This is a genomic window from Halorhodospira neutriphila (assembly GCF_016584055.1).
In the GTDB taxonomy this organism is placed as follows: domain Bacteria; phylum Pseudomonadota; class Gammaproteobacteria; order Nitrococcales; family Halorhodospiraceae; genus Halorhodospira; species Halorhodospira neutriphila.
The window spans coordinates 1-10,993 of sequence record NZ_NRSH01000076.1 but is presented as its reverse complement, the minus strand read 5'-3'; the positions used below and the strand labels follow the sequence as shown (position 1 = coordinate 10,993).

The 10,993-nt window shown below is 73.2% G+C and carries 11 protein-coding genes; all 11 read right to left on the bottom strand.

The annotated features are described in order from the left end of the window. Positions 1 to 191: 191 nt before the first annotated feature. Positions 192 to 653 (bottom strand): flagellar export protein FliJ, encoded by a 462-nt coding sequence (gene fliJ, locus CKO13_RS07745; RefSeq protein ID WP_200259078.1) that lies wholly within the window; start codon positions 651 to 653, stop codon positions 192 to 194. Next, entirely contained in the window at positions 650 to 1,999 is a 1,350-nt protein-coding gene (gene fliI, locus CKO13_RS07740; RefSeq protein ID WP_200259076.1) for a flagellar protein export ATPase FliI, read from the bottom strand. The genes fliJ and fliI overlap by 4 nt, the downstream gene beginning before the upstream one ends. Beyond that, on the bottom strand, positions 1,996 to 2,916 hold the full coding sequence (locus tag CKO13_RS07735; RefSeq protein WP_200259074.1) for a flagellar assembly protein FliH: 921 nt from the start codon (positions 2,914 to 2,916) through the stop codon (positions 1,996 to 1,998). The genes fliI and CKO13_RS07735 overlap by 4 nt, the downstream gene beginning before the upstream one ends. Before the next feature lie 61 nt (positions 2,917 to 2,977). Then, positions 2,978 to 3,964: a flagellar motor switch protein FliG gene (gene fliG / locus CKO13_RS07730; RefSeq protein WP_420827060.1), complete on the bottom strand. Its 987-nt coding sequence runs from the start codon at positions 3,962 to 3,964 to the stop codon at positions 2,978 to 2,980. A gap of 12 nt (positions 3,965 to 3,976) precedes the next feature. Next, positions 3,977 to 5,797 carry a flagellar basal-body MS-ring/collar protein FliF gene (gene fliF / locus CKO13_RS07725; RefSeq protein WP_200259070.1) on the bottom strand — a complete coding sequence of 607 codons (1,821 nt, stop codon included), beginning with the start codon at positions 5,795 to 5,797 and terminating at the stop codon, positions 3,977 to 3,979. 15 nt (positions 5,798 to 5,812) lie between these two features. Beyond that, positions 5,813 to 6,127 (bottom strand): flagellar hook-basal body complex protein FliE, encoded by a 315-nt coding sequence (gene fliE, locus CKO13_RS07720; protein ID WP_200259067.1) that lies wholly within the window; start codon positions 6,125 to 6,127, stop codon positions 5,813 to 5,815. A 12-nt stretch (positions 6,128 to 6,139) separates the two neighbouring features. Next, positions 6,140 to 7,546, bottom strand: coding sequence for a sigma-54 dependent transcriptional regulator (locus CKO13_RS07715; protein WP_200259065.1), 1,407 nt, complete (start codon positions 7,544 to 7,546; stop codon positions 6,140 to 6,142). 249 nt (positions 7,547 to 7,795) lie between these two features. After that, positions 7,796 to 9,199: a sigma 54-interacting transcriptional regulator gene (locus tag CKO13_RS07710; RefSeq protein ID WP_200259063.1), complete on the bottom strand. Its 1,404-nt coding sequence runs from the start codon at positions 9,197 to 9,199 to the stop codon at positions 7,796 to 7,798. 98 nt (positions 9,200 to 9,297) lie between these two features. Continuing rightward, complete coding sequence (locus CKO13_RS12740; protein ID WP_200259061.1) at positions 9,298 to 9,660, bottom strand: flagellar protein FliT; 363 nt, start codon at positions 9,658 to 9,660, stop codon at positions 9,298 to 9,300. A 23-nt stretch (positions 9,661 to 9,683) separates the two neighbouring features. Further along, the gene (gene fliS / locus CKO13_RS07700) at positions 9,684 to 10,106 is read right to left on the bottom strand and encodes a flagellar export chaperone FliS (protein WP_200259059.1); all 423 of its coding nucleotides are present in this window, start codon (positions 10,104 to 10,106) and stop codon (positions 9,684 to 9,686) included. A gap of 96 nt (positions 10,107 to 10,202) precedes the next feature. Beyond that, positions 10,203 to 10,993, bottom strand: a 791-nt coding sequence (gene fliD, locus CKO13_RS07695; RefSeq protein ID WP_200259057.1) for a flagellar filament capping protein FliD, incomplete at its 5' end; no start/stop codon positions are given.

The window sequence follows — 10,993 nt, the reverse complement described above, 5'->3', positions numbered from 1 at the left end:
CAGGAGGGCCTGCAGGAAGCCGCCCCCCCCGCCAGAGGCGGCCGAGGCGCCCCCGGCGCCCCGGCCGCCGGCGCCTTCCTGGGTCAGCGCTGTCGCGTCAATCAACGGCATGGGCTCGCCCTCTGTTCCAGACCACCGCGAAATTGTGCAAGGAATGGGCCAACTCGCCGCACGACGCCCCGCCGGGGGCGCTACCCCTTGCCCGGGAGGTGGCCGCGCTGCAGCGCCTGGTAGAGCAGCCGCGCCGTCTCGTCGGCCTCGCGCTGCTCGCGGCGGGCCTGCTCGGCACGCTCCGCCTCGGCCCGGCGCTCGACCACGTGCTCGATGGTCCGGTGCTCGCCCCAGCGCTGCAGCCACTGGCGGTGGAGCTGGGTCACCCGCCGCTGCTGCTGCGCCACGCTCTGGCGCTGCTGGACGACCGCCTCGTCGAGCCGCGTCAGGAAGACGTTGAAGTCGCGCAGCCGGCTCGCCTCGATGGCCCCGTCCTCGCTGAGCTGGCGGCAGTACTGCTGGCGCAGCTCGAGGATCTCCTCAAGGCGCTGCTCGTGGCGCCGGAGCTCGCCCTCGGCCTGGCGGAGCTCCGCCGCCGCCTGGTCGCGGCGCTGGCTGGTCAAGCGCTGGACGGGGTACAGCCTGCTCGAGTCCTGGCTCAAGAGTCACCCTCCCCGATCAGGCGCAGCAGCGAGGCCCGCGACTCCTCGAAGTCCACCGCCTCGCTGACATCCTGCTGCAGGAAGGCCCGCAGCCGCGGCTGATAGGCGATGGCCTGGTCGACTAGCGGATCGCTGCCGCGCTGGTAGGCGCCGACGCTGATCAGGTCCTCGTTCTGCCGGTAGGCGGTGTAGAGCTCGCGGAAGCGCTGCGCGGCCTTGAGCTGGCGCTCCTCGGCGACGCCCGTCATGGCGCGGCTGATGGAGGCCTCCACGTCGATGGCCGGGTAGAGCCCCGCGTCGGCGAGCCGCCGCGAGAGGACCAGGTGGCCGTCGAGCACCGCCCGGGCGGCGTCGGCGACGGGCTCCTGGGGGTCGTCGCCCTCGACGAGGACGGTGTAGAAGGCGGTGATCGAGCCGCCGCCCTCGGGGCCGTTGCCGGCGCGCTCGACGAGCCGCGGCAGCAGGGCGAAGACCGAGGGCGGATACCCCTTGGTCGTCGGCGGCTCGCCGATGGCCAGGCCGATCTCGCGCTGGGCCTGGGCGTAGCGGGTCAGCGAGTCCATGAGCAGCAGGACGTTATAGCCCTGGTCGCGGAAGTACTCGGCGATGCTCGTCGCCCGCATGGCGCCGTGGAGGCGCATCAGCGGCGAGGTGTCCGCCGGCGCCGCCACGACCACCGCCCGCGCGAGGCCCTGGCGGCCGAGGATGTCGCTGATGAACTCCCGCACCTCCCGGCCCCGCTCGCCGATGAGCCCGACGACGACGATATCGGCGGTGGTGTAGCGGGTCATCATCCCGAGCAGCACGCTCTTGCCCACGCCGGAGCCGGCGAACAGCCCCATGCGCTGGCCGCGGCCGATGGTGAACAGGGCGTTGATCGAGCGCACGCCGACGTCCAGGGGGGCGTTGATGGGCGCCCGCTCGAGGGGGTTGACCGGCTCGGCGATCAGGGGCGCGTGGTCGCGCGCCTGGAGCGGCCCGCCGCCGTCGATCGGCTGCCCGCCGCCGTCGACGACCCGGCCGAGCAGCTCCTCGCCGACCCGCGCCTGCGCCCCCACCTGCTGCGGGATGACGCGGGCGCTGGGCATGACGCCGTGGAGATCGCCCGTGGGCATGAGGTAGAGGCGATCGCCGGCGAAGCCGACCACCTCCGCCTCCACGCCCGCCTGGCCGTCCTCGATGGTGCAGCGCGCCCCGAGCGGCGCCCGGCAGCCCTCCGCCTCGAGCGTCAGGCCGACCATGCGGCGGAGGACCCCCTCCACCGGGGGGCGTGCCGGCTCGAGGGCGGCGATCCGGCGCCGGGCGCCGGCCACCCACTCCTGGGCCCGGGGGGCGGTCTCGCTCAAGAGGGGGCCTCGCCGTCGCCGCTCGCCTCGCCCTCGCCGGCAGCCGCCTGCGCCGCCCCCTCGGCGGCCGGCCCGGGCGCCTCGGCTGCGCCCCGGTAGGTCCGGACGGCGGGCTCGGCCTGCTCGGCGGCCCGGGCGTCGCCGAGCAGCTGCTCGGCGACGGCGTCGAGGCGGCGCTCGATGGTCGCGTCGACCCGCGAGGACTCGGTGGTCACCACGCAGCCGCCGCGGGCGATGTGGGGGTCGGCGGCCACGGACCACCCCGCCCCGGCGGCCTCGCCGCCCACCTGCTCGCGGATGAAGCCCAGCTCCTCGGGGTGGACGTGGACGGTCACCGTGCGCTGGGTCGCCGGCAGCTCGGCGAGGGCCCGGCGCACCGCCGTCGCGGCGTGGCCGGGATCGGCCTTCACCTCCTCGTAGACCACCCGCCGGGCGAGCGCGAAGGCCAGGTGGAGGAGCTCGTCCTCGGCCTCGCGATCGAGCTGCTCGAGGGGGCGGCCGAGGGTGTCGAGCAGGGCGCGCAGGCGCTGGACCAGCGCGGCCCCGGCCTGCCGGCCGTCGGCCTCGCCGGCGCGCAGCCCCTCCGGGTAGCCGGCGTGGTAGCCCTCGTGGCGCCCCTCGCGGTAGCCCTCCTCGTGGCCCTCACGGCGGGCCGTGGCCCGGAGCTGCTCGATCTCCTCGGGGCTCGGGAGGACCCGGCGGGCCTCGTCCTCGCGGCGCAGACGCTCGTGGACGGCCTCGCGCCGGCGCTGACGCCGCCGGCGCGCCTTGTCGCGCTCGATCCGCCGCGCCTGCTCGAGCTCGGCGAGGCGCTGCTGCTCGCGCTGCGGCTGATCGAAGTCCGGGGTCTCCCAGGTCTGGGCCTCCGCGGCCGCCTCCCGGGAGATGACTCGCGCGGGTCGATCTGCGCCGTCCATCGGCCGCCTCCACTCTCTTGCGTGTAACGGGAAGGGCGTGAGGCCCCGGGCCGCTCAAGGCCTAGACGTACTCCTCGGAGCCGCCCGCCAGATTGATATTGCCCTCGTCGGCCAGGCGCTTGGCCACCGCCAGCACCTCCTTCTGCGCCGCCTCGACGTCGCTGATCCGCGCCGGCCCCATGCCCTCGAGGTCCTCCTGGAGCATCTCCGCGGCGCGGCGCGAGAGGTTGTTGAGGAAGCTGCTGCGCAGCTCCTCGCTGGCCCCCTTGAGCGCCAGGGTCAGGGTGCCGGTGTCGACCTCGCGCAGCAGCTGCTGCATGGAGCGGCCGTCGACCTTCTGCAGGTCCTCGAAGACGAACATCAGCTCCTGGATGCGGTCGGCGAGCTCCTCGTCGAGCTCCTTGACGCTGTTCAGGATGGTGCTCTCGTTCTGCGAGTCCATGTTGTTGAGGATGTTCGCCGCCGACTGCAGCCCGCCGATGGTCGAGGACTTGAGCCGCTGCTGGCCGGAGAACTGCTTCTCCATGATCTCGTCGAGCTCCTGCAGGGCGCGCGGCTGGATCCCCTCGAGGGTGGCGATCCGCATGACGATGTCGTGGCGGATCCGCTCGGGCATCTCGGCGAGCACCGAGCCGGCCTGGTCCGGCTCGAGGTAGGAGACGACGATGGCGATGATCTGCGGGTGCTCGAGGCGGATCATCTCGGCGATGGTCCGCGGGTCGAGCCACTTGAGCTGGTCGAGCCCGCGGGTGCTGCCGCCCATGACGATCCGGTCGATGATCGAGCCGGCCTTCTCCTCGCCGAGGGCCTTGACGAGGGTGCTGCGGATGAACTCGGTGGAGCCGATCCCCAGCGAGGTCTGCTCGGCGGCGGTGTTGATGAACTCGTCGAGGACCTCCTCCACCTGCTCGCGGCTGATGCTGCCGACCTGGGTCATGCCGAGGCCGAGCTTCTGCACCTCGCGGGGGCCGAGGTAGCGCATGATCTCGGCGGCCGCGTCCTCGCCGAGGGTCAGCATGAGCACCGAGGCCCGGTCCGTCCCGTTCATCGCCATCGCTCGTCACCCCTTGCGCTTGTCGTCCTCGTCGAGCCACTCCTTGACGGCGTTGGCCGCGAGCTCCGGCTCGTTCTCCACCAGCTCGAGCACGGCCTGGAGCTTCGCATCGTAGGGGCGCTCGCGCACGTCGCTGAGCTGCTCGCCGCTGAAGCCCTCGAGCTGCGCCGCCTGGCGCCCCGCCGGCGTGGAGGCCCCACCCCCGCCCTCGGGGCTCTGCAGCGCCTCGCCGGCGGGCCGCTCCAGCCCCTGGGCCTCCCAGGCGGCGCGCTCCGAGTCCTCGCCCTGCTCGCTGCCGCCGCCGATCATCCGGTTGACCAGCGGCCGCAGGGCGATGAAGTAGACGAGCAGGCCGATCGCCGCGAAGACGCCGAGGCGGATCAGGTCGCGCACCCACTCCTGCTCCCAGATCGCCTCCGGCGGCGCCGGCGGCTCGGTGATCTCGGCGAAGGGCACGGTCACGACGCTGAGCTGGTCGCCCCGCGCCTCGTCGTAGCCGACCGCGCCCTTGATGAGCTCGCGCAGGCTGGCCAGCTGCTCCTCGCCGATGGGCTCCTGCACCACCTCGCCGCTGTCGTTCTTGACGTAGCGGTGGCCGAGGAGGACGCCCACGGTCAGCCGGTCGACGGTCCCGCGCGCCGGCTGGACCTCCCGCAGCGTCCGGCCCACCTCCCAGTTGCGCGTCTCGCTGGAGCTGAAGGGGGTGCTCGCCCCCCCGTCTCCCCCCTCGCCGTCGGGGTTGAGCTGGCCCGGGCCGGGCGGCTGGTTGGTCAGGGCGCCGGGGATGCCCATCGGCCACGAGGAGCCGCCGCCGCTGCGCTCGCTCATCTGCTCGCTGCGGATGGCGCTGCGCTGCGGGTCGAAGGACTCCTCGAGGCGGCGGCGCTGGTCGAAGTTGAGCTCGGCGCTGACCTGCGCCCGGGCGCGGTCGGCGCCGACGATGGGCGCGACCAGGTCCTCGACCTGGCGCTGCAGGCGCTGCTCGAAGCGCCGGGTGAGCTCGAGGTGCTGCGCCACGGCGCTGGCCTTCTGGGGCTGCTCCTCGTCGGTGAGCAGGCGGCCGCGGTGGTCGACGACGCTGACCGCCTTGTGCTCGAGCCCGGAGACCGCGCTCGCCACGAGGTGGATGATCGCCTCGATCTGCCCCTGGGGCAGCTCGCGCTCGCGATCGAGCGTCAGCACGACGGAGGCCCGGCTCTCCTTGCGGTCGCGCACGAAGACCGACTCCTCGGGGTTGTCGAGGTGCACGCGCGCCGACTCGACCCCGCGCAGGGTCTCGATGGAGCGCGCCAGCTCCGTCTCCAGCGCCCGGTCGAAGCGCGCCTGCTGCATGGCCTCGCTGACGCCGAAGCCGGGATCCTCCTTGAGGATCTCGTAGCCGAAGCCGGAGCCCTTCGGCAGCCCCTGCGAGGCGAGGTAGATCCGCGCCCGGTGGACCTTCCCCTCGGGCACCCGGATATCCCCGGTCGCCTCGTCGAGCTGCACGCTCAAGCCCTGCTGCTCGAGGGCGTTGAGCACCTCCGCGGCGTTCTCGGAGGAGAGATCGGTGTAGAGGGTCTCGTACTTGGGGGACGACTGCCCCGCCCAGAGGAACAGGCCGACACCGGCGCCGAGGACCGCCAGCAGCCCGAGCCCCAGGGCGAGCTTGCGCAGGGGGTTGGCACCGAGCCAGCGCTCGAGGGAGGCCTGCACCCCCTCGGGGATGAAGCGCCCCAGGCCCCGCTGCTCCCCCCCGCTGGCGCCGGCCGCCTCGCCGGCGGCGCCGCTCTGCCAAGGCGACGGCGGGGCGCTCTCCGAGGACTCGGTCATTGCCCGGCTATCCGCCATGCCGGCCCTCTACCGTCATATCTTCATATTGGCGATCTCGCGGTACGCCTTGAGGAAGTGGTTACGCACCTCCTTCATCGCCTCGAACGAGAGCTTGGCCTCCTGCGAGGCCACCATGACGTCCGTCAGCGGCACGTCCTCGCCGCTCATGTAGGCCTTCTTCAGCTCCCCCGAGGCGACCTGCTGCTCGTTGACCTGCTCCACTGCCTTCTCGAGCATCTGCGAGAAGTCCTCCAGCGGCGGCGTGCCCTCCTCCTGCTGCCCCTGCGACTGCTGCGCGCCGATGGCCCGCATCTCGGAGAGCGCCTGCTCGATCCGCATATCGGCCATTGCCACCCCCCCTTAGCCGCCGTAGGCGTAGAGCACACCGGAGCGCTCCGGGACCTCGAAGCCCTCCTGGCGCATCCGCGCCAGCTTGTAGCGCAGGGTCCGGCTGCTGATCCCGAGCCGCGAGGCCGCCTCCTTGCGGCTGCCCCCCACCTCGGCGAGGGTCTCGAGGATCCGCCGATACTCCCGGCCCTTCAAGTCCTCCTCGAGGGTCGCCTCCGTATCGGCCGCGGCGCTCGGCTTGAGCTCGCGCACCGAGGCCCCGCCGGCCGGGGCCCGCGGGGCCGCCGGCTCGGGGCCCGGCGCGCCTTCGACGGGCACCGGCTCGAAGTGGATGGCGCCGGCGTCGATCGAGCGCCCCTCGGCGAGGATCAGGGCCCGCTGGATCACGTTCTCGAGCTCCCGGACGTTGCCCTGCCAGGAGTGCTGGAGCAGGAGCCGCTCCGCCTCCGGGGTGAGCACGGCCTCGCCGGCGCCGCCGAGCTGGGCGTACTTGGCGACGAACGAGCGGGCGAGGGGGATGATATCCGCGGTGCGCTGGCGCAGCGGCGGCAGGTGGAGCGGGAAGACGTGGAGCCGGTAGAAGAGGTCCTCGCGGAAGCGCCCCGCCCGGACCTCCTCGCGCAGGTCCCGGTTGCTGCTCGCCAGGACCCGCACGTCGAGGGGGATCGAGGACTGGCCGCAGAGGCGCTCGATCTCCTTCTCCTGCAGGGTGCGCAGGAGCTTGGCCTGCAGGCCCGGCTCGATCTCCGAGACCTCGTCGAGCAGCAGGGTGCCGCCCTGCGCCTGCTCGAACTTGCCGGCGTGGGCCCGGTTGGCGCCGGTGAAGGCCCCTTTCTCGTAGCCGAAGAGCAGCGCCTCGAGCATGTTCTCGGGGATCGCGGCGCAGTTGACGGCGACGAAGGGCCCCTCGGCGCGCGGCGAGCGGTCGTGGATGTAGCGGGCGAAGACCTCCTTGCCCGTCCCCGACTCGCCGGTGATCAGCACCGTGACCTCCTTGCCGGCGACCCGCTGGGCCAGGGCCATGAGCTGGCGGCTGCTGCGGTCCTCGGCGACGAGGTCCGGGCCCGCCTCGGTCACCCGCGCCACGGCGGCGGCGAGCTCGCCGGCGGCGGCCCCCTCGGCGACGTAGTCGGCCGCCCCGTCCCGCATGGCCGCCACGGCGCCGCTGACCTCGGCCTCGGCGGAGACGACGATGACCGGGGGCGCCGTAGGGTGCCGGGTCAGGACCCGCCACTGGTCGCCGTCCTCCCCCCCCTCGCAGCAGACCACCGCGGCGATACCGCCGCCCTCGAGCAGGCCGTGCGCGGCGGTGGGGTCCTCCGCCTCGGAGGTCACAAAGCCGGCGCTCTCGAGGCGCTGGCGCTGCTCCGCACGGCGGCCCGGCTGGCGAGCCACCACGAGCACTCGTTGTTGACCCATAGATTGCTCCCTAACTGGCGCGACTTCGCACCGCGGCACAGGGCCGGCGGCAGCCTATCCCTTAGCAAGGCCCATGCCACGAGCAATGAGACAGGGAATCAAGCGTCTACTATACTTTCTCAGCCCTTGCCGGTGTAGCCGCGACGGCCGGCAGTCAAGATCCTGGCGCCTGCACGCCGCCGGGCAAGCAATAGCCCGATTGCCGGCAAGGTATTGCCGCCTCCGCCTCAACCTTGCCGGCAATGCGGTTTACGGGTTCCGGCTCGCCGAGGGGCGCCGGATCCCGTAGCGGCGCAGCTTCTCGACCAGGGTGGTCCGCCGCAGCCCGAGCAGCCGCGCCGCTCGCCCGACGACGCCGTCGCTGACCCACAGCGCCTGCTGGATCAGCCCCTGCTCGAGCTCGCCCAGGTACGCCCGGAGGTCGATCCCCTCCCCCCAGTCCACGGCGGGCAGGGCGGCTCCGCGGCCTCCGGCGGGATCCCCCGCGCCGGGCTCCGGCTCGCCGTGCACCGCCTCCCGGATCTTGGCGGGCAGCTCCTCGACGCCGACCTCGCCGTAGGGGCAGAGGATGGCGAGGCGCTCGACCACGTTGGCGAGCTCCCGGACGTTGCCGGGCCAATGGTAGGTGGACAGCGCCGACATGGCCCCGGGGCTGACGCGCACCGAGCCGCGCCCCTCGGCCTCGATGCGGCGGATGATCTCCTCGATGAGGACCGGGATGTCCCCGGGGCGCTCGCGCAGCGGCGGGATCTCGATGGGGAAGACGTTGAGCCGGTAGAACAGGTCCTCCCGGAAGCTGCCCTCGCGGATCCCCGACTCCAGGTTGCGGTGGGTGGCGGCGATCACCCGGACGTCGGCGCGGATCGGCTTGTTTGCGCCCACCCGCTCGAAGGTGCGCTCCTGGAGGACGCGGAGCAGCTTGACCTGCATTTGCAGGCTCATGTCGCCGATCTCGTCGAGGAAGACCGTCCCGCCCTGGGCCATCTCGAAGCGGCCCTGGCGCGAGCTGATCGCGCCGGTGAAGGCGCCCTTCTCGTGGCCGAAGAGCTCGCTCTCGAGGAGCTCCTCGGGGATGGCGCCGCAGTTGATGGGGACGAAAGGGCGCCCCTGCCGCGACGAGCGGGCGTGGATGCTGCGCGCCACGACCTCCTTGCCCGTGCCCGACTCGCCGAGGATGAGCACGCTCGCCTCGGTATCGGCGACCTGCTCGACAAGCCGGGCCACCCGCTGCACGGGGCGGCTCTCGCCGACGAGCCGCGGCTCGCAGGAGCGCGCGCCGCGCTCGCGGATGCGGGCGTTGTGGCTCAGGGCCTGGCGCAGCGCTGCCGTGAAGGGGCCCTGGCGCAGGGGCAGATCGAGCACCCCGAGGGCGCTGCCCTGCCCCTGGAGCTCGTCGCCTCGGCGGCGGGCCTCCGCAGTCGGGGCCAGGCAGAAGGCCGGCAGCTCGGGGCAGCAGTCGGCGAGGCGCCAGAGGACCTCGGCCTCGGTGCCGTCGATCGCCACGAGGGCGAGCACCACTCCCCCCTGGCTGCGGGCGGCGGCGCCGGCCTGGGAGGGGTCGGCGGCCACGGCGTCGTGCTCGAGATAGCGGAGGACCGCCTCGATGTGCGATCGACGCTCCGCATCGCTGTCGACGACCAGGACCTGGAACACCCCTCTCCCCCCAAGCGGCAGGCGCGCTCAACGCGGAAGGCGAGTCTACGGGGAGGCCGAGGGGCCGTCAAAATTTCGTCGCCCGCCGCCGGCTCCGTTCAGCCGTCGCCGTCGGACAGGCGCTGGTAGGCCTGGTAGGTGTCGTGGGCCTGCTGGCCGCGGCGCTCCTCCCGCCAGGCCCGGCCCAGGCGGTCGCGCTCGGCCTGCATCATCGCCCGCACCCGCTCGTCGAGCGCCAGGGACTCGTCCAGGGCGTGGCGGATGGCCGCCGCCCCCGGGTGCTGATCGAGCCGCTCGGGGAGGGCCTGGGCGCACTGGAGGCGGAGGCGGTCACGCTCGGTGACCGCCTCCCACTCCCCCCGCTCCGCGCAGCGGGCCATCTGCCGGCTCAGCTCGAGGATCCGCTGCGCGCTGCGCTGCGCATCCCCGCCCTCAGGCGGCTGGCTGCCCTCCTCCACCACGGCGGGGTAACGCCTCGCGCGCCCTACTGCTCCCGCGCCGCGGCCGCCTCGGCCGCCTCGCGCGAGCGCAGCTCCGGCGGGATCGCGTCCCAGGCGCTCTTGATCTCGCGCATCAGGGAGGCCACCTCGTCGAGGTGCTCCACGCGGTTCTGGGCGTTCGCCTCGACGAGCCGGCGCTGCATGTAGGTGTAGAGCTCCTCGAGGTTGCCGGCGATATCGCCGCCGCGCTCGTGGTCGAGCCCGGAGCGCAGGCCGTCGAGGATGGAGATGGACTTGCTGATCAGCTCGCCCTTGGTGGCGATCTGGTTGCGCTCCATGGCGCCGCGGGCCTGGGCGACCCGGTCGAGGAAGCCGTCCATGAGCAGCTGCACGAGCCGGTACGGATCGGCGTAGGCAGCGCTGGAGTAGGTCCCGACTTGCTGGTACTGATTGATGCCGCGATGCATGGCCTTACCCCGTTCTGCTGAAGGAAGAGTTGGACTCGGGCGTATCGTCACCGGTAGCGGCCGCTCCCGGCGCACCTAAAGGGCCCGCGCGAACCGTCACCCCTTGCCGCCCTGGTTCATGCCCGCAAGGCGGCTCTTGAGGAAGTCGGAGGTCTGGTTGAGCTCCGCCACCCGCGAGTTCATGTTCGAGAACTGCTCCCGCAGCTGCTCCTCGCGCTGCGCCATGCGCTCATCGAGCTCCTGGCGCTCCTCGGAGATGCCCTCGAGCCGGTCCTGGAGCCCCTCCTTGCGCATGTCGAGGACGCTGTCGCGGCCGAGGGCGTCCTTGAGGACCTCCTGGGCCCGGGCGATGACCCCGCTCTCCGCGTCGGTCATCAGGCGGGTGACGAGCTGCGGGTGCTGGTCCACCGCCTCCTGGAGCCGGGCGCTGTCGAGGCTCAGGCTGCCGTCGCGCTCGGTCCCCACCCCCAGGTCGCCGAGCGATTGCAGCGGCTCGCCGGCGAGCGCCGGCACCGGTGCCGTCAGGGCCCGGCTCAGCTGCGAGTCGAGGCTGCGCAGGGTGGCATCGCCCTGCAGGGCGGCGGCCTGCCCCGACTCGGGGTCGTAGGCGGAGAGCTGGCTCAGCTGGCTGCGGAGCTTGTTGTAGGCGTCGACGAGGCCCTGGATGTTCTTCTCGGCGAGCCCGGACTGCTCCTCGACGGAGACCTGGGCCTCGCCCTTGCCCTGGAGCTCGAGGGTCGCGCCCTGGAGGGCGCCCTCGAGCTTGTTGGCGTCCTGGCGCACGCGCATGCCGTCGATGACCGCCACGGCGTCGGCGGCGGCCTGGAGCTGCTCCATGCCGCCGGCAGGGGGCGCCTGCTCCCCCGCCCCCTGCTCGGCGCCGTAGC

Excerpts from the sequence above, each read along its gene's own strand:
- fliG (WP_420827060.1), bottom strand. The coding sequence starts at position 3,964 with ATGAACGGGACGGACCGGGCCTCGGTGCTCATGCTGACCCTCGGCGAG.
- CKO13_RS07715 (WP_200259065.1), bottom strand. The coding sequence starts at position 7,546 with ATGGGTCAACAACGAGTGCTCGTGGTGGCTCGCCAGCCGGGCCGCCGT.
- CKO13_RS07735 (WP_200259074.1), bottom strand. The coding sequence starts at position 2,916 with ATGGACGGCGCAGATCGACCCGCGCGAGTCATCTCCCGGGAGGCGGCC.
- fliS (WP_200259059.1), bottom strand. The coding sequence starts at position 10,106 with ATGCATCGCGGCATCAATCAGTACCAGCAAGTCGGGACCTACTCCAGC.
- fliE (WP_200259067.1), bottom strand. The coding sequence starts at position 6,127 with ATGGCCGATATGCGGATCGAGCAGGCGCTCTCCGAGATGCGGGCCATC.
- fliF (WP_200259070.1), bottom strand. The coding sequence starts at position 5,797 with ATGGCGGATAGCCGGGCAATGACCGAGTCCTCGGAGAGCGCCCCGCCG.